Genomic DNA, 16,587 nt, shown 5'->3' on the forward strand with positions numbered 1-16,587 from the left:
GTGTGGAGACAGGCTTGCATCGTTCATGCTAACCAAGCGCAAACGGTTGTGAAGCCTACGGATTGGGGTTCGCGTTCATTTGCAACCGCATCTTCCACTCTCATGTCGTACGAATTCGGTGAGCGCCGCGGTCAGGCCGGTTTCCAGTTCCAGGGCAGGAGTTCAGGCAGGCGGTTCTGTGGCAGGTCGGCGATGCGGGCCAGGACGTCGGCGAGCCACGCCTGGGGATCGACGCCGTGCCGGAATCGACGTCTCGTTGGAACTGAGCAGCGTGTGCGTGGTGGATGCGACGGGCAAGATCATCCGCGAGGCCAAGGTGGCCAGCGAGCCCGAGGCGCTGGTGCGGTTCTTCGGCGAGCTTGGCTTTCCGGTGCTCCGCATCGGACTGGAGGCGGGCCCCTTGTCGCAGTGGCTGCACGCCGGGCTCAGCCAGGCGGGCTACGAGGCGGTGCTGCTGGAGACCCGGCATGTGAAGGCGGCGCTCTCGGCCATGGCCGAGCGCATCGCCGCGCACGTGTTCGCCGGAACCAAGCTGCACGCCGACGACACCCCGGTACCGGTGCTCGCCCCCGGCGCCGGCAAGACCCGCACCGGACGGCTGTGGGTCTATGCACGTGATGACCGCGCCAGCGCCGACACCGCCCCTCCGGCCGTGCTCTACCGCTACACCCCCGACCGCAAGGGGGAGCATCCGCAGCGCCAGCTCGCCGGCTGGAGGGGCGCGTTGCAGGCCGATGGCTACGCCGGCTTCAACGCGCTGTACGAGACCAAGGGAGCCGACCCGCCGGCGATCAGCGAGGTGGCCTGCTGGGCGCACGTGCGGCGCAAGTTCTTCGACGTCCACCAAGCGCACAAGGGAGCGGCGGCCAAGGAGGTGCTGGAGCGCATCGGCCGGCTGTACGCGGTGGAGGAGCGTGTGCGCGGCCAGCCGGCCGCCCGGCGTGCCGCCGCGCGTCAGGCCGAGGCGAAGCCGGAGATCATCGCGTTGCGCACGCACTTGGAACAGCTGCTCGGCCAGGTTTCGGGCAAATCGGCCCTGGCCGAGGCGATCCGCTACGCGCTCTCCCGCTGGCCGGCGCTGACGCGCTACCTCGCCGACGGCCGGCTGGAGATCGACAACAACATCGCCGAACGTGCCATGCGCGCCGTGGCGCTGGGGCGGAAGAACTGGCTGTTCGCCGGCTCGGACGGCGGGGGCGAAGCCGCGGCGGTGTTCTACACGCTCATCGAAACCGCCAAGAGCAACGGCCACAACCCGCGCCTCTGGCTGACCCGCGTCCTGGAGACCTTCGGGCGCGACCGCGACCTCACCGACTTCGATGCGCTCCTGCCCTGGAGCATGGCGCCGGAGCCCGCCGCAGCCTGAAGGGCTTTCCGCGGCCGCTTACACCCAGGACGGCATAATCACCTCCGATCCATATTGTGGAACGAACGATCGACAGAACGACACGCCCACGAGCGCCACACGCATGTGGTTCCGGATTGTCCCGCGCACCATGTGCTCATCATAGAGGCCGATATGGGTTCGCCGTCTGTCGGCTTGCTTTGATCAGGCGGCCTGAAAATTTTCTGATTCCGAGGGATGCGCGCTTCCCGGCGCTCCCATTTGGGCGGTGCCCGTAGCCACTCCCAAAGGCGCCGCCATGAAGATCGGATACCTCTTCTGTTCGAAAGCTGCCGTCGATGAGAACCTGCTCATCCTCATTGAGGCCGCCTGCGATCGCATCCTGCATGACTGCATGGACCACGACCGCAATACGTTTAGTGACCTTCGCCCTGCTTCTTCCCGCGGGGCTCCCCTGGTCATCCAATCAACTCGGCAGACCGCGGATAATATCCATGAACTGGATGTACTGCTTAGAGATGCCCGCGCGAAAGCCGACGTGCTGATCGCCACTGACGGCTACACGGCCCAGACTATCGTCCAAGCACTGATGCTGCTGCCCAACTTCTCCTCCACGGATCATTGGCTCGATGGAGCCAGCAAGATCGGCCTTGGTCCGCTTCCCGACGCTAACCGCAAGGCAGCCCCAGGCAGCGGTGGACAGAAGCTGAGCCAGCCGGTTTCGCAGGCCGAGGTGCTGCGACGGCTGGACGGCGGCAAAACGGTGAACGCCATCACCAAAGGACCTTGGCGCAGTCTCGAGCACCGTCAACACCCTCCACAAGCGTCATCAGGCTGCCTGAGGTCGCCGGGGATCACGCCCACAGACGATTCAGGGTGCGATCGCAACGCGGCCTCCGCTTGTGGCCTCCCTCAATCCCCATAACTCCGCCGCGCAACGAAGAGGGCCCAGGCTTGCCGGCTGGGCCCTCGAACCCGGAAGGCGCTTGGGCTGTGCCGGCCCGCGCGCCGGCCGCGCACGTGAGACCGTACATGCGACAGCTCTCCGCATATGGAGCCATCCCTGCCGATCATCCAGTGACCGCGCTCCCGCAAGCTAATGTCCTTCACCCCGCGAAAGAGCTTTTTGTTTCGCGGTTGCCGCATCGGCCTTTTTGCTCGGACGAACTTGGGACGACAAGGATCCGCCCTGCGCCCATCGCCCAGACGATGCGGTACATCCAGGTCAACGGACCGGTCATCCAGAATTGGCTGGCCTTCGACATCGACCGGGAAAACGCCGGCTATGATTGGGAGGATGCCGGTTTGCCCGCTCCGAACATCATCACACTGTCTCCAAAAACACGCCGCTGTCATTACCTCTACGCCCTTGACGTCCCAGTGAACACGGGCCCCAGTGGCCGTCGGGGTCCCATCGCCTTTGCCGCGGCGGTCCACCGGGCCATGTCGGCCACGCTGGACGCCGATGCCGGCTATGCCGGCCTACTGACCAAGAACCCCCTTCACGGCCACTGGATGGTTCATTCGCTGCATGCGCGCACGTATCTGCTCGACGAATTGGCCGGATCCGTCGACATGCGGGCGGCGAACACGAACCTGAGGCCACAGGAGGATCGTAGCTACATTGGTCGAAACGTCGCCTTGTTCGACTGGCTGCGGAAATGGGCCTACCGGGCACGCGAACGGCACCAGTCCTACTCAGGCTGGTTCGAAGCGGTTCAGCGTCAGGCGCAGGCAATGAATGACTTCGACAATCCTCTACAAGAGCGCGAGGTTCGGGCGATCAGCCGGTCAGTCGCGAAGTGGGTCTGGTACCGCTACACCGGTACGAGCAATGTCCAACGAGGCATCATGGCGCTGCCGTCGGATATGGAGTTGTCGGAACGGCAGCGCCTGTCGGCCCACCGGACCAACGGGGTCCGCACCGCCAGGACGGACTCCCGCCTTCAAAACAGCCTCGAGCGAACTGTCAAGGTGGCCGCCGCAGCCGGAGCCGCTCCGAGCGTCACGAGCATTGCCGCGGCCGCCGGAGTCGCCCGAGACCGGGTCTACGAGCGCGCAGCACAGCTCGCTCTGAAGAGTGGCCGACAACAGCAGGCCGACCGCAGGGCGGAGGCCCGGCGGCTCCGCGACCTCGAAAAGAGTTGGCTCGAAGTCGGGGAGGCCCTCGGCATCAGCGCCGAGGCCGCGCGCAAGCTCGCCTCTCGCGCGTGACCGACCGGACAGTTTGTCGCGCGCGGTGGGCATCAGATAACAGCAGGAGGCGAGCACCAGAGCCCTGAAAAGGGGGGAGCACTGTTCTACGGGGCAAAACGGCCGATCAGCCCCCCATATCCCGCCACCGCCCGCTGCGCGGTGCGTCCGGAAACCTATACGACGGCTCTCCGGCGGCGATGAGCGCCAACCGCCAGAGGACGTCCGCCCGGTCCTGGTGCGTCAGGGCGGAGAAATCATCGCTCTGATACGCGGATCGCATTGCCTCGCGCGCTTCGGCGGGCGTCGGTGGACGGTCGAGCAGTTCGCTCTCGTCGTAGAGTCCGTCGGGCGTGTAGCGATTGAGCATGACGACACAGCGCTCGAGAGACACCGCGACCGTTTTCACCGAACGTGGCCCGTCGAGGTGGATGAGGATATGGCGGTTGGGCTGCACGACTGTTCCCCTAACCTGTGGATCCTGCCTACCGGTGCCTTGCAGGCCGGAATCAGTGAACACTGCCCAGGCAGCCAGCGGCCTGGGAAGAAGCCCGGGAAGCCCTGTGGATACGGCGAACACGCATGACCGTGGGGATGGACAGCCCGACTGCCGCCGCAATCGCCCGCACCGGGGTGCCGCCCGCGGACAGGGCCAGGATCCTGGCGACGCGCTCCGGGGTTGCGCGGCCATAGGATCTGCAAACCTTGCGTGGCTCCGGCGCGTCGTCAGCGGTCGGCAGGGCTGCGAGAAGAGCGGCGGCCTGGACAATGGCGGCTCCGTCCAGATCCTCACATAGGATCGTGACCCGGACCCTGGCATCGGCCGCGCGGCGCAGCGATGCCAGGACCGCGCCGGCGGTTCCGCCGAGGTGGTCGACGCCGGGCACCAGGAGTTCATCGCCGTCGGCGAGAATTGCCAGCAGCATGTCGCGCCCGGCTGCGTCGGCGCTGGAATCGTGAAGGATTCGGGCATCGGTAATGGCAACGGCGTGCCCGCTGAGCAGGCTGGCGGCCGCGGAAGCCGTGCCGGAGTGAACGTAGACGATCCGCATGGTGTCCTCCTGTGTCATGACGACGGCGGCCGATCCGTTGATCGGCGCGGTCAAGACCGGGGACTGAGGATCATATGGGATCGCCCCTTTCGGGCGGTTCCCACAAATCCACCCGCCGCCCCGAGGAACAGTTCCGGCACGCACCGCCGCCGCGCGGCGGGGTGGCGATCCGGGGAACGATCCGGCAGAACGGCCGCACCGGCGGACGTCCCGCCCTCCTTGCCCCGCCGCCGGCATCGTGCCGGACGGCCGATCATGGGGCAGGAGCATGCCATGCGTTATCCCGTCTCTCTCCATCCCGCCATCCATGCGTCCGCTCGGCATCGGCCGGGTTCTCTCGTCGGCGACGCCCTCACCGTGCTGCGCGACCCGAGCTGCCTCGGGAGCTGGATGCACGCCGACCGCCTCGCCGAGGTGTTGGCCGGCGCCGATGCCCCGCACCGCGCCGGCAAGGCGACCGCGCAGATCGCCAACGAGCTGCGCGCAAAGCTGCTGCCGCCCGCCCGGAAGGGGCGCTATGCGGACATCCAGGTGCGGCCCGGCTCGCTCGTTCGCGCGGTCGCGCTGCCGGCTGCCGGGGCGTCGGCAGCCGTGCCCGGCGTTCCCCGACCGCTGTCCCATCACGAACGTCTGCAAAGCCTGCTGGCCGGCTTCCATCTCCAGTCCGGCGACGCCGTCTACCTGCCGCCGGGCGATCGCGGCCGGCATCCCGGTCTCCGTGGGCGGCTGACGCGGACGCTCCCCGATCTCGGCCACGCAGCAGCGATGCGGAGCCTCGCCCAGGCCGACGTCGTCGTGCTGCGCGGCGGCCGGCTCTACCGGCTCTACGAAATCGAGACCAACGCCGGCAAATCGACCAGCGCGCTGGTCCGCCTCGGCGACGTCCTGGCCGCCGACGGCGAGCCGGAAGGAGGGCTCGTCGTCGTGGTGCCGGATGGGCAGATCGAGCGCCTGCGTACTGAACTCGAGCGCCCAATTCTTCGGCCGCTGAACGGCGTGTGCCGCGCTCTGCCCTTCAGCCGCGTCGAGAATCCCTTCGGTCCCTGAGCACCGCAGGCCGCGGCCGGAGCGTACCGGACCGCGGCGCGGGAGAATGCTCCCCAGCTGCGAAGACGGCCGTTCGCGGAGAACCATATGGCCGCGGGGACGAACGTAGGCTACGGCCTACACCCTACGGTCCTACATCGCGTCGGACCGTAGGGTGTAGGCCGCCGTAGTGCCTGCCGGCACGTCCTTGCATCAACAGCGCATGACGCAGCCAAGGAATGACCATGATGCCCAAAGCCACCCGCGCCGCCGTGCAGGCCGCCTACGATGATCTCATCGCGCACGGAATCCCGCCGACCTACGACGCCGTTCGCGAGCGGATCGGCGGCGGATCCATGACCACGATCTCCCGGCACCTCCGCGATATCTGCGCCGACTCCGCGCCGCCGGCGGCCTCTCTGCCGCCCCCCGCCGCACCGTCCGATGAGGCTCCGGTCGATCTGCCCCTCGAACTCCGGGCGGCGATGGACGGCCTGACCCAGGTCGTCGCCGGCGTTCTGACCCGTACAATCGCGACAGAAAGGGAGCGGGCTGGGCAGCTTCTGGAGGCGGAAGCTGCAGCTCGGGGAGCTGCCGTCGCCGCGGCGCGCGCAGAGGCGGAGGCCCTGCGGCGCGGGCTGCTCGAAAGCCGGGAGCGAGCCGTGTCGGAGTTCGACGTCGCCGCCGACGAGGTGAAGGCGCTGCAGGAGATCGTCGTATCCCTGCTGGCGGCAATTGGTCTGGAAGCCTCCGACGACCCCGACGAACTGCGCGATGCCGCCGGCCTCGCCGTCAGCCGGATCCGCGAGCTGACCCATGCGGCGGCGCGCGTCCCGGATCTCGAGGCCGACGCTAGGCGGTGGGAAGCCGACGCCACGACAGCCCACGCCCGCGCCGAGGAGCTGCAGAAAGCCGCCGACCGGGCCGAACACCGGCTCCAGGACCTGAGCGGAACCGCGTCGCGCATTCCGGTGCTGGAGGCCCGAATTGCCGAGCTGTCGGATCAGGCCACCGCCGGTGTCGAGGCCCTCGCCCGTGCCAAGGCGTTCGAGGAGGTCATCGCCCGCATGACCGAACAGCTGGCCCGCCCCCGCACAGCGAGGCCCGCCGCCGGCGCGGCCTCGGCCGGGCTGCGCGCGGGGAAGGACAGCGACACAGCGCCGCCGGTTCCGGAGATGCACCCGGCCGACCAGCCCTTGCCGATTCCCGGCTTGGTGCCGGCCGCACCCGCCGTCGCGTCGGGCATGCCGCTCGAACCGCCGGCCGGCGGCTGAGGCGGACGGCGCCGGCCACCCGCCGCGGTTCCTCCGCATGCGTCGCGATTATTGTCCCGGGCCGTTGCGACGTCGACGTCCGCCACCATCTCTCCGGCCGTCTCGGCCCCTTCTGGGGCCGGCCAGCCATGCGCGGTTTACGCCCCAAGGGGCTTCAACACGCACAGGCCGGCCAGGGGCGCTGCCCCGTGGACCCCGCCAGGGAGGGCCAGCCCTCCCGTGGACCCACCCGCCGGAGAGGCCCGCCTCCCCGGTCCCCAACAGGAGGCTTTGATGCCGAGGACGACCCGACATCCCCCCGGCATCGGCAGCGGCAGCGAGCAGCGCGCCCGTTCCAGCCTCGTCACCTACCGCCTGAAGCCGGACGAGTTCGCGAGGCTGCAGCGCGCCGGCGAGGAGCGCGGGTTGTCGGCGGCGCAGTACGCGCGCGCCGCTGCCCTGTCTTCGACCGGACAAGCCATACCGAAGGTCCGCCGCCCCCGGCCGATCGCGGCGCCGCCGGAACTCCAGGCCGCGCTCCCCATCCTCACCGAGGCGCTTACGGACATCCGGCACATCCGTGCGCTCCTCAACCAGCTCGCGGCCCGGGGCAATGCCGGCGCCGTCGCGGCTGCCATGGCCGGCTACGCAAAGGCTGAAGCCGCCGTAAAGGATCTTGCCGACCGGGTGATCGCCGCCGTCCTGGGGAAGCGCACGGCGCCATGATCGTCAAGACGTCCCAGCGCAGCGCCGCCGCGTGGCTTGCCGCCCATCTGACTCGCACCGACGCCAACGAGTCGGTGCGGATCATCGACGGCCGTGGCGTTGTTGAGCTGGACGTCCACGCGGCCCTGCGCCAGTTCGAGGCGCAGTGGCGGATCTCCAGCTCGCGGGCCCGCGACTTCCTCCTTCACGCCGCCATCTCGCCCGCCCAGCCACTGTCGGACCTGCAGTGGGCGGAAGCCTGGGAGATTTACGAGCGGCAGTTGGGCCTTTCCGGACAGCCATACATCGAAGTCGAGCACGCCAAGCCCGGCGACACCGGCCGGCCCAACCACCGGCACCGTGCTTACCTGCGGATCCGTCCGGACGGCCGGGCGGTCCATCTTGGACATTCCTTCCGGGCAAACGAGGTCGTTGCCCGTTTCTGTGAGCTGCGTTTCGGCCACTCCGTGACAAAGGGTGCACACAACCGCTCCGTGGTCAATTATCTCGAACAGAACGGCTACGTCGAGGAGGCCGATCAGCTCCGTGGGCTGACCGTACGGCAGCGTCCGCGCGCCGGCCGCTCAGAGGCCGAGGCTCAGCAGGAGAGCCGCTCGGGCTCTCGAAAGGCCGCCGTCGCCGAGATCGTCGCATCGGCATGGCGACTCGCCGACGGCCCGCTCGCGCGCCGCGCCGCCCTGCAGGAAGCCGGCTACACGCTCGCCTGGGGCGACCGGCGCAACACGGTGCTCGCTGTTGACGGCAACGGCGAGGCCTGGGCGCTCCATCGTCTGCTGGCGGCCAGCGAGCGGGGCGCCTGGACGGCGGCGCTGGTGCGCCGGGACCTCGATGGCGTCCTCGACGCTCTGCCAAGCGTTGCGGAGCTTCGCAGCGGACGGCATGAAGGCGCGGCCCAGGACGGCGCGCGGCAACCCTGCGGCAAGGGGCGCGGATCAACCGGCCTCCCGGACGCCCCGCCAGCGGAGCGGGAGGTTCCAGCCGCGCCAGCGCCGCCGTTGGAGGATCAGGCGGACGCGTACTGGTTCTGCCCGCAAAGCGCCGGCGCGCCGGCGCTGCCGGCGCCGGACGTCGCCGGCCCCGGCGGCGAAGCGGACATCGAGGACGCGGACACGTACTGGCTGATCGGGCCCGACGACGCGAGCCCGACGCAGGCGCCGCCGGACCCGGCGCCGGTCATCGGCCGGCTGGGCGCCGACGCGGCGATGCCACCAGACCTTGACCTCGCCGGAACCTGCGGCGATGCCGACGTCGAGTACGCGGAGACAGCGGCGGCCGAACCGGCTGAGTCCCCGGCCGCTTCCCCGCCGCCGGAGGCCGGTGCCGCCGCCATGACGCCGCAGCCAGACGGCCCGCGCGAACCCGGGCTGAACGTGAGCCTCCCGCCGGCAGACGCACGGGTCGGAGCGCCGTCCACCCGACGGGCGGCGGCAGACCGCAGCAAACCCGCGGTTGAGACGCCGTCCGGCAGCGCCGCTCCCGGAAGCTATTGCGCACCAGCGCCCAACGGTCGCCTGCCACCCACAGAACGGATCATGGACCGCACGGGAGGCCAGCGCCGACGGCCGGGCCAAATGCCGGCGGATGATCGTTGCCCGAGCCGCCCGTCCGCGTCGCACAGCCCCGAGCGCTGGGCGCGCCTGCCGCTGGCGCCTGCCTGGCAAGAGCGGGACGGCGATTGGCCCCAGGGGCTGCCGCATCCGTCGTCTGCCGCGCAGCAGGACGAGAACCGTCGGCGCGCGGCCCACGCGGACAAAACCGCCGCCCGCCGGATCCAGGATCTGATGGCGCGAAAGCCGCTCAACGCGGCACCCGCCGATGGTCCTCCCACCCCCGCCGAGCAGGACATCGCCGGCCAGCTCAGAACCTACGTCGGCGCCCTGCTGGACTGGTGGGACGCCTGTCTCGGCCGCGCCGACGACCGCATCGGCGATTCGCTCCGGCGCCTGGAAGAGGCGTGGCGGGCCCTTGTCGCAACGACCCGTCTCTGGCTGCGCCGGAAGCGAAGAAGCTGCGCGGTCGAGGATGTCTGCGATTTCTTAACCCCGGTGGTTGCAAGGGATCACGCCGAGGCGCGCCGAGCTCACGACGGCTGGCTCGCCAGAACCTACCAGCCGGCAGCGATCTGCGTTCCCCGCCCCGAGCGTGCGTCCGACCCCGCCCAGCGCCTCAGAGCCCATGTTGCCCCGAGAGACGGCGAACTCCGGGAGCGGACACGCGACGGCGAGTAGCTCGCTCGCCGTCGGCGATCGGGGCGACTGGGTGGCGGCCCGGGTGCACCAGGACCTCGATAACGCCCTCGACATCTTGCCGAGCGTGAGGGCCGCTGCAATCGCCTGCGCGAGGGCGTGGCCCGCGGGGACTCACCGCCACCCAGCCGCCGGACGGTTGGGTTCGCCGACAACCGCCCCCCTCGCTGTGACGGCCGCTCGGCAAACAACAGGGAGGCGTGTCGATGATCTTGCCGAACTTGGTCTCCTCGGCCCCTTCCTCGTGGTCACCCCACGCATCCTCCGGGCTGCATCAGTTTGTCCGCCGCTTTTCCAGCGGGATGTATAGGAACACGCGATCAGCCCAACGGCACGCCAGTGTATTGCCGTTGCATCGTACCGCGAGCCCTCAGCGGCGGCGTCCGCGCGGCGGCTTCCGAGATTCTTTCTTGCTGCGAGGGACGCCGCGAGATCCGCGACCGGATATCCCCCGCGGCGACAACGGGTCGCGGAAATGCGGACTACGAGACGATGCGGAAGCTGCCGGACAACCTGCCGAAACGGTGCCTGACCGTCGACGAGGCGGCCGAGTACGTCGGCCTGTCCGCGCCGAGCTTCGAGCGGGCGATCAAGGCGGGGCTGTACCCGTCGGCGCTGCCGCTCGACCGCGCCGGTATCGCGCGGAACGTCTGGGACGTCCGGGCGCTCGACCGCGCCCTCGACAGGCTCAGCGGGCTGAGCGAGGATTCCGCTGGTACCGCGTCGGACGCCAGGACCAAGCTCATGGAGGCCATCAATGCACGTAAGGCTGCGGTACGTCACCGAGCGGCATAACGCCGACGGCAAATCCCGCTGGTATTGGCAGCGCCGCGGCCACCCGCTCACCCGTCTGCCCGACGAGCCGGTGAAGCGGTACGCGATGGCGGAGCATCTGAACGCGCAGGCCGATCGCGCCGAGGCCGGCACGCAGGTGGCGGCAGAAGGTAGCATCGCGTGGGTCATCGACAAGTACAAGGAAAGCAAGGGGTACCAGGACCTGTCGGCAGGCACGCTGAAGTACTACAACCGCATCCTGAACGACATTCGTGAACTCGGCCCCGGACTGCCGTTCGAAGTGTTCGACCGCCGCATGGTCCTCGACTTCATCGGGACCTACGAGGGCATCGGCGACGACCGCAAGGTGGCCGCCGTGCTCCGCAACCTGTTCAAAACGGCGCAGTATTGGCGGATCGTCCCGGTCAATCATGCCTCGGAGCTCGACCTGTCGGCGCCGGCGGCCCGCGACCGCATCTGGTCCGACGAGGAGATCGCCGCCTGGCTCAAGGCGGCGGCGGCGCACCCGCGCGGCGAGGCCATGATCACCGCGTTTCACCTGCTGCACTTCTTCGCGCAGCGCCCGATCGACATGCTCAAGATGGGCTGGTCGCATCTGCGGTCGGGCGCCGCCTTGGTCCGCCAGCAGAAAACCGGCAAGCTGGTCGAGGTGCCGTGCCACTCGGCGCTGGCCGCGCACCTCGAGACCCTACGGCCGACGGCCACCACCGTCGTGGCGTACAACAGCAAGCCGGTGAGCTATCCGGCGTTCAACGTCGCCTTCCGGGAGATCCTGGCCAAGGCCGGTCTGGCCGGCGCCGGGCTGCAGGCGCGCGACCTGCGCCGCACCGCCTGCGTGCGCATGGCCGAGGCCGGGGCGACCGAGGCGCAGATCAGCGCGGTGTCCGGGCACACCATCGAGACGACCCGCCAGATCCTCGAGACCTACCTGCCGCGGACCCGCGCGATGGCCCAGGGCGCCATCACCAAGTGGGAGGAGGCGGTCGAGGAACGGCGCCGGAACAAGAAAGTCTAACGCGTTAGACTTTTTGGCTTCGGAAAGTGGCGGAAATGAAGGGCTTCAGGGCCGCAAAAGAGTACAAGATGTACTACTCCTGCTGATGACGAAGGCGTTCGATGGCCTCCATCGAACGCCGTCGGCAGCGCCGTACGCAAGCACGGTGCAGCAGGATTGATCGGCCGGTCTCGGTTCGTCACGTCCAGGGCCGCCCTTCGGGGCGGCCCTTTTCGTTTGCACGGATACGCTACGAAATCCGAAACAATTCCCAAAGCAAACGGTACATTTGCACAGCCATGGTTATCGGATCACAGTGAGGATCGGCGGATGGTTTGCGATCTGGGTCACGCAGACCGGCTGCCGAAGTTGCACGTCGCGATATCCTGGCGGATCGCACTTCACCCTGGCGGCGCGGCCATCCGGAAACGGTCCGGCCCATCGCCCGCAAGGCTCCCCCACCCCGCGGGGAGCCTTTTTCTTATCCGGCGGGGTAGATGCCGACGATGACGGTGTCCACCCGGCAGTCGCGCCCGCAGGGCAGCATCAGCCGGTTGAGCGCCATGGCGGTGCCGTTGAACGCCAGCGCCGGGACGCTGGCGCAGTACGGCGCGGCCCGGCGCACGCACTCGCGGTAGGATTCGACGACCCAGCCGAAGCCCTCCACCGACATCTCGTCGTCCAGGCAACGCCCGGTCAGGTCGCGGCCGTAGTAGCGCACCACCTCCAGCCCCGCCAGCGTGACGCGGAAGCGCGCCGCCGGCTCCTCCACTCGGACGATGCACAGGTGGCCGAACCAGGGGCGGAACTCCTCCGCCAGGAAGTCGCGGCGTTCCGGGAGCGCGCGGTCGCCCCTCCGCTCCTCCCACAGTGCGCGCAACGCGCTCAGCCGGTCGTTCATGGCAGCGTGCCGATCCGCCCCGCAATTGGTAAAACCACCCATCGACCGCACAATGCCGCGGCACCGGCCGACCTTCAAGCCGGCGCGAGGTCATACTCGGCGTTGCCTGGTTCAGCCGCGGTTGGCCGGCACTGGCCGGCCGTGGCATACTGCGGGGACCATGCACCGCGCCCCTGCCCTCGCCGCCCTCCTGCTGCTCCTGGCCGCCGTCCCGGCCGGCGCCGTCACCGTGTCCGCCGGCCAGGCCGAGGCGAAGGAGGCGGCGCGCGCCGGCGGCTGCACCCCGGCCAAGGTGGAGGTGCTGCGCCACCTCGTCGGCCGCGAGGCCGCCACGGTGTTCAAGGTCGGCTGCTCGGAGGACAAGGAGGCGTTCGTGCTGGTCGAATGCCGGTCGCGGATCTGCACGTTGCTGCGCTGAATTCACACTTTGTTTACAGGGTGGGCGTGCAATGCCCGCTGGGGATCCACAGGAGTCGCAACCGCGCCATGCCGACGCTTCGCCGCACCGCCGTTCTGACGCTGGCCGCCGCGCTGCTCGCCGGCTGCTGGTCGCCGAAGCCGGGCCCCCTCGCCGCGATCACCGCGACCGCCGACGTGGTCGCGGTGACCACGACCAAGAAGACGATCGCGAACCACATCGAGTCCGGCATCACCGGGCGCGACTGTTCAGTGGTGAGCTACGAGCAGACCGGCGAGCTGTGCCCGGAGCCGAAGGTCGTCGACCGCTCCAACATCTATTGCTACCGCACGCTGGCCGACGTGAACTGCCACTACCTGCCCGACCCGTACAAGAACGGGCAGACCGCGCTGGCCAGCCCGCCGCCGGTCTACAAGACAGTCCCGCCGAAGCCCGGCTGGTTCGACGGGGTGTTCGATTAGGCGGCCCTACCGGACCTTCTTCGCCGCGAACGCCTTGGCCAGCGTCAGCATGGACTTCTCGTGGCTGACGCCCGACGGCGCCGGACGGGCCGGAGCCGCCGTCGGAGCCGCCGCGGCGCGGGCGGCCGGCTGCGGCGCGACGTCGCCGTCGTCCGCCTCGCCCATGCGGCTCAGCACCCGCTCCAGCGCCTCGCGCGACAGGGCGCCGCCGGCCGCCTTGGGGGCGGCGGTGCGCCGTCCGGCGCGCGCCACCGCCGCGCCGGCGATGGCCTTCAGGAACGGCTGCGCCATGCCCAGCAGCAGGTCGGGGTCATTGACCGCCCAGCTGATCAGCAGCTTCTGCGCCACCGACGGGCTGCCCTTCGCGGCCTGCAACGCCTCGCGCACCTTGCCGTCGACATAGGAATCGCTCACGACCGCCTCCGTCCGTTCGAGCGTCACGACTGTCGGGCTGTATGGGTTAACAAAGGGTTGCATCATTGCCGGGCGGCGGCGATTTGGGGATAGTAGGGACCATGCTCATCGAGACCTTCGCCGACCTGACCTGCCCCTGGTGCTACATCGGCCGCCACCGCCTGCTGCGCGCCCTGGCCGAGCGCCCGCGGGTACGGCCGGAGGTGCGCTGGCAGCCCTTCCAGCTCAATCCCGACCTGCCGCGCGGCGGCATGGAGCGCGACGCCTACATGGCCGCCAAGTTCGGCGGCCCGGAACGGGCCCGGCAGATCCATTCGGTGATCGAGGACACGGCGGACCGCGACGGGCTGGAATTGAACCTCGGCCGCATCAGGCGCATGCCCAGCACCTTCGACGCGCACCGGCTGATCCGCATGGCCGGCCGCCGCGGCCCGTCCGGGGCGATGGTGGACGCGCTGTTCCACGCCTATTTCGTGGAGGGGCTGGACATCGGCGACATCGACACGCTGGCCGCCACCGCCGGGCGGATCGGCCTCGACGCCGCCGAGATCAGGGCCCAACTGCTGAGCGACGCCGACGTGTCCAACGTCCGCTCCGCCGACACGCTGGCCCGCCAGCTGACCCTTCAGGCGGTGCCCTGCTTCGTCTTCAATCGCCGCTATGCGCTGTCCGGCGCGCAGGAGCCGGCCAGCTTCCTCCCGCTGCTCGACCTCGCCGTCGACGAGAGCGAGGATCTGGCGACCGCCGTCGCCCCCTGACCCCAGCCGCCGGCCTTCACGCTGGGAACCGCCGCCGGCCCCGCCCTGTTCCCGCTGGGCACAGAGCAGGAGGCCGCCCGCATGGCGAAGGACACCGCGTCGACGCTCCAGGCGCGGCCGATCCGCGTGGCGCCGGCCGCCCCGCGCAGCGATCCACGCACGACGCTGCTGCTGGTGGCCCTGGTGGTCGCGGCGCTCTATGTCGGGCGCGACCTGCTGGTGCCACTGGCGCTGTCGGTGCTGCTCGCCTTCGTGCTCACCCCCATCGTCGGGCGGCTGGAGCGCTGGGGGCTGAAACGGGTGCCGTCGGTGATCGCGGTGACGGCGCTGCTGTTCGTCGCCATCGCCGGCTTCGGCACGGTGGTCGGCACGCAGGTCGCCGACCTCGCGCAGAACCTGCCCGCCTACCAGCGCAACATCGAGGCGAAGATCCGGTCCCTGCAAAGCTCCGCCACCCAGGGCGGCGTGCTGCGCGAGGCCTCGCAGATGATCCGCGACCTGCGCGCCGAGCTGGAGCAGGCCGGGCGCCAAGCCCAGACGCCGGCCCCCTCCGGCGCGCCACCCGCCGCTCCGGCCGCCGCCCCGACCGTCGGCCCGCCCCGGCCGGCCGCCGAGCCGCCGCGCCCGGTGCCGGTGCTGGTGCAGCCGCCCGATCCCAGCCCGCTGGACGTGGTGAGCGGCGTGCTCGGCCCGGTGCTCGGCCCGCTGGCGACGGCCGGCATGGTGCTGGTCTTCGTCATCTTCATGCTGCTGCAGCGCGAGGACCTGCGCGACCGGCTGATCCGCCTCGCCGGCTCCGGCGACCTGTCGCGCACCACCGAGGCGATGAACGACGCCGCCGAACGGGTGGCGCGCTACCTGCTGATGCAGGTGGTGGTCAACGTCACCTACGGCATTCCCATCGGCGTCGGGCTGGCGCTGATCGGCGTCCCCAACCCGATCCTCTGGGGGATGCTGGCGACGGTGCTGCGCTTCATCCCCTTCGCCGGCCCGGCCATCGCTGCCAGTTTCCCCATCCTGCTGTCGCTGGCGGTGGCGCCCGGCTGGATGATGCCGGTCCTCACCATCGCCCTGTTCGTCGCGGTCGAGCTGGTCAGCAACAACGTGGTCGAGCCCTGGCTGTACGGCTCCGCCACCGGGCTGTCGTCGGTGGCGATCATCGTCGCGGCGGTGTTCTGGACGACGCTGTGGGGGCCGGTCGGCCTGCTGCTGGCGACGCCGCTGACGGTGTGCCTCGTGGTGCTCGGCCGGCACGTCCCGGCCCTGAACTTCCTGGAGGTCATGCTGGGCGACCGTCCGGTGCTGCCGGTCGAGGCCAAGATCTACCAGCGCCTGCTCGCCCGCGATCCCGAGGAGGCGGTGGAGATCCTCGAGGGCGAGCTGGCGACCCGCTCCGTCCCCGAGGTCTACGACGCCGTCCTGCTCCCCGCCCTGTCGCTCGCCGAGCAGGACCGCGCCCGCGCCACGCTGGGTCCCGAGGGCCGGCAGGCGGTGGCCGCGGGCTTCGCCGAGGTGCTGGAGGCGCTGGCCGAGGTCGGCGAGCCCGGCCCGCCGATCGCCGAGGGCAGCCCGTCGGTGCTCTGCGTCGCCGCCCGCAACGACCTGGACGAGGCGGCGGCCGGCCTGCTCGCCGACCTGCTGCGCCGCCGCGGCACCGCCGCCACCGTGCTGCCGTGCGAGCGTGTCGGCCCGCGCGCGGTGGGCGCGCTGGGCACCGCCGGCGTGGCGGCGCTGGCGGTATCGTACCTGAACCCCTCGGCCCTTCCGCACGCCCGCCGCCTGGTGCGCCGGCTGCGCCTGCACTTCGGGCCGAACGCACCGATCCTGCTGTGTCTGTGGAGCGCCCATCCCGAGGCCGACGCCACGCCGCGCGCCACCGCCGAGACCGCCGCCGACCGCGTCGCCACCAACACGCACGGTGCGCTGGCGCATCTGGAGGAACTCGGCCTCGTGGCGCCGGAAACGCCGGAGGAGGAGGCGCGCAAGGCCGGGTAAGCCGCAGCGC

17 protein-coding genes and 2 pseudogenes are annotated in these 16,587 nt (G+C 70.1%); 14 read left to right on the plus strand and 5 right to left on the minus strand.

The features are described 5' to 3' along the window. Positions 1–131 precede the first annotated feature (131 nt). Positions 132–233 (minus strand): annotated as a pseudogene (locus tag ACRWK7_RS24170) (transposase domain-containing protein); the annotation flags it as partial. Positions 234–244: 11 nt separating this feature from the next. Between ACRWK7_RS24170 and ACRWK7_RS24175 the strand changes: the two are divergent. From ACRWK7_RS24175 to ACRWK7_RS24190, 4 genes and pseudogenes are all read left to right on the plus strand, one after another. Next, positions 245–493 (plus strand): annotated as a pseudogene (locus tag ACRWK7_RS24175) (IS110 family transposase); the annotation flags it as partial. Further along, positions 470–1,366 (plus strand): IS66 family transposase, encoded by an 897-nt coding sequence (tnpC, locus tag ACRWK7_RS24180; protein WP_431858928.1) that lies wholly within the window; start codon positions 470–472, stop codon positions 1,364–1,366. The pseudogene ACRWK7_RS24175 and the gene tnpC, both read left to right, overlap by 24 nt. Positions 1,367–1,643: 277 nt before the next feature. After that, complete coding sequence (locus ACRWK7_RS24185) at positions 1,644–2,270, plus strand: hypothetical protein (protein WP_431858870.1); 627 nt, start codon at positions 1,644–1,646, stop codon at positions 2,268–2,270. Between the two features lie 107 nt (positions 2,271–2,377). Beyond that, positions 2,378–3,559: a replication initiation protein gene (locus ACRWK7_RS24190; RefSeq protein WP_431858871.1), complete on the plus strand. Its 1,182-nt coding sequence runs from the start codon at positions 2,378–2,380 to the stop codon at positions 3,557–3,559. 106 nt (positions 3,560–3,665) lie between these two features. Here ACRWK7_RS24190 and ACRWK7_RS24195 read toward each other — a convergent pair whose 3' ends face one another. After that, entirely contained in the window at positions 3,666–3,995 is a 330-nt protein-coding gene (locus ACRWK7_RS24195) for a hypothetical protein (protein ID WP_431858872.1), read from the minus strand. 52 nt (positions 3,996–4,047) lie between these two features. Continuing rightward, a complete protein-coding gene (locus ACRWK7_RS24200) occupies positions 4,048–4,590 on the minus strand; it encodes a hypothetical protein (RefSeq protein WP_431858873.1) in 543 nt (180 codons plus the stop codon). Positions 4,591–4,863: 273 nt separating this feature from the next. Between ACRWK7_RS24200 and ACRWK7_RS24205 the strand changes: the two genes are divergently transcribed. From ACRWK7_RS24205 to ACRWK7_RS24230, 6 genes are all read left to right on the plus strand, one after another. Further along, complete coding sequence (locus ACRWK7_RS24205) at positions 4,864–5,637, plus strand: hypothetical protein (RefSeq protein WP_431858874.1); 774 nt, start codon at positions 4,864–4,866, stop codon at positions 5,635–5,637. 218 nt (positions 5,638–5,855) lie between these two features. Beyond that, positions 5,856–6,890 carry a DNA-binding protein gene (locus ACRWK7_RS24210; protein ID WP_431858875.1) on the plus strand — a complete coding sequence of 345 codons (1,035 nt, stop codon included), beginning with the start codon at positions 5,856–5,858 and terminating at the stop codon, positions 6,888–6,890. A gap of 273 nt (positions 6,891–7,163) precedes the next feature. Continuing rightward, positions 7,164–7,595: a plasmid mobilization protein gene (locus ACRWK7_RS24215; RefSeq protein WP_431858876.1), complete on the plus strand. Its 432-nt coding sequence runs from the start codon at positions 7,164–7,166 to the stop codon at positions 7,593–7,595. After that, the gene (locus tag ACRWK7_RS24220; RefSeq protein WP_431858877.1) at positions 7,592–9,823 is read left to right on the plus strand and encodes a relaxase/mobilization nuclease domain-containing protein; all 2,232 of its coding nucleotides are present in this window, start codon (positions 7,592–7,594) and stop codon (positions 9,821–9,823) included. Before ACRWK7_RS24215 ends, ACRWK7_RS24220 begins: the two co-directional genes overlap by 4 nt. Positions 9,824–10,333: 510 nt before the next feature. After that, the gene (locus ACRWK7_RS24225; protein WP_431858878.1) at positions 10,334–10,636 is read left to right on the plus strand and encodes a helix-turn-helix transcriptional regulator; all 303 of its coding nucleotides are present in this window, start codon (positions 10,334–10,336) and stop codon (positions 10,634–10,636) included. After that, positions 10,599–11,651 carry a tyrosine-type recombinase/integrase gene (locus tag ACRWK7_RS24230; RefSeq protein ID WP_431858879.1) on the plus strand — a complete coding sequence of 351 codons (1,053 nt, stop codon included), beginning with the start codon at positions 10,599–10,601 and terminating at the stop codon, positions 11,649–11,651. The genes ACRWK7_RS24225 and ACRWK7_RS24230 overlap by 38 nt, the downstream gene beginning before the upstream one ends. Before the next feature lie 460 nt (positions 11,652–12,111). On the opposite strand, the gene ACRWK7_RS24235 is transcribed toward ACRWK7_RS24230, so the two are convergent. Then, entirely contained in the window at positions 12,112–12,531 is a 420-nt protein-coding gene (locus ACRWK7_RS24235; RefSeq protein ID WP_431858880.1) for a PAS domain-containing protein, read from the minus strand. Between the two features lie 160 nt (positions 12,532–12,691). Between ACRWK7_RS24235 and ACRWK7_RS24240 the strand changes: the two genes are divergently transcribed. Next, positions 12,692–12,949, plus strand: coding sequence for a hypothetical protein (locus tag ACRWK7_RS24240; RefSeq protein ID WP_431858881.1), 258 nt, complete (start codon positions 12,692–12,694; stop codon positions 12,947–12,949). Positions 12,950–13,017: 68 nt separating this feature from the next. Continuing rightward, entirely contained in the window at positions 13,018–13,410 is a 393-nt protein-coding gene (locus ACRWK7_RS24245) for a hypothetical protein (protein ID WP_431858882.1), read from the plus strand. Positions 13,411–13,416: 6 nt separating this feature from the next. Here the strand turns inward: ACRWK7_RS24245 and ACRWK7_RS24250 are convergent, their stop codons facing one another. Further along, positions 13,417–13,824, minus strand: a complete 408-nt coding sequence (locus tag ACRWK7_RS24250; protein WP_431858883.1) for a hypothetical protein — start codon at positions 13,822–13,824, stop codon at positions 13,417–13,419. Positions 13,825–13,925: 101 nt separating this feature from the next. Between ACRWK7_RS24250 and ACRWK7_RS24255 the strand changes: the two genes are divergently transcribed. Next, a complete protein-coding gene (locus tag ACRWK7_RS24255; RefSeq protein ID WP_431858884.1) occupies positions 13,926–14,582 on the plus strand; it encodes a DsbA family oxidoreductase in 657 nt (218 codons plus the stop codon). An 81-nt stretch (positions 14,583–14,663) separates the two neighbouring features. After that, on the plus strand, positions 14,664–16,577 hold the full coding sequence (locus tag ACRWK7_RS24260; RefSeq protein WP_431858885.1) for an AI-2E family transporter: 1,914 nt from the start codon (positions 14,664–14,666) through the stop codon (positions 16,575–16,577). Positions 16,578–16,587 lie beyond the last annotated feature (10 nt).

Source organism: Azospirillum sp. (genome assembly GCF_050789165.1).

Coding starts and splice junctions, on each gene's coding strand:
- ACRWK7_RS24220 (WP_431858877.1), top strand. CDS start 7,592: ATGATCGTCAAGACGTCCCAGCGCAGCGCCGCCGCGTGGCTTGCCGCC.
- ACRWK7_RS24205 (WP_431858874.1), top strand. CDS start 4,864: ATGCGTTATCCCGTCTCTCTCCATCCCGCCATCCATGCGTCCGCTCGG.
- ACRWK7_RS24210 (WP_431858875.1), top strand. CDS start 5,856: ATGACCATGATGCCCAAAGCCACCCGCGCCGCCGTGCAGGCCGCCTAC.
- ACRWK7_RS24200 (WP_431858873.1), bottom strand. CDS start 4,590: ATGCGGATCGTCTACGTTCACTCCGGCACGGCTTCCGCGGCCGCCAGC.
- ACRWK7_RS24240 (WP_431858881.1), top strand. CDS start 12,692: ATGCACCGCGCCCCTGCCCTCGCCGCCCTCCTGCTGCTCCTGGCCGCC.
- ACRWK7_RS24190 (WP_431858871.1), top strand. CDS start 2,378: ATGCGACAGCTCTCCGCATATGGAGCCATCCCTGCCGATCATCCAGTG.
- ACRWK7_RS24245 (WP_431858882.1), top strand. CDS start 13,018: ATGCCGACGCTTCGCCGCACCGCCGTTCTGACGCTGGCCGCCGCGCTG.
- ACRWK7_RS24235 (WP_431858880.1), bottom strand. CDS start 12,531: ATGAACGACCGGCTGAGCGCGTTGCGCGCACTGTGGGAGGAGCGGAGG.
- ACRWK7_RS24260 (WP_431858885.1), top strand. CDS start 14,664: ATGGCGAAGGACACCGCGTCGACGCTCCAGGCGCGGCCGATCCGCGTG.
- ACRWK7_RS24185 (WP_431858870.1), top strand. CDS start 1,644: ATGAAGATCGGATACCTCTTCTGTTCGAAAGCTGCCGTCGATGAGAAC.
- ACRWK7_RS24225 (WP_431858878.1), top strand. CDS start 10,334: ATGCGGAAGCTGCCGGACAACCTGCCGAAACGGTGCCTGACCGTCGAC.
- ACRWK7_RS24215 (WP_431858876.1), top strand. CDS start 7,164: ATGCCGAGGACGACCCGACATCCCCCCGGCATCGGCAGCGGCAGCGAG.
- ACRWK7_RS24255 (WP_431858884.1), top strand. CDS start 13,926: ATGCTCATCGAGACCTTCGCCGACCTGACCTGCCCCTGGTGCTACATC.
- ACRWK7_RS24230 (WP_431858879.1), top strand. CDS start 10,599: ATGCACGTAAGGCTGCGGTACGTCACCGAGCGGCATAACGCCGACGGC.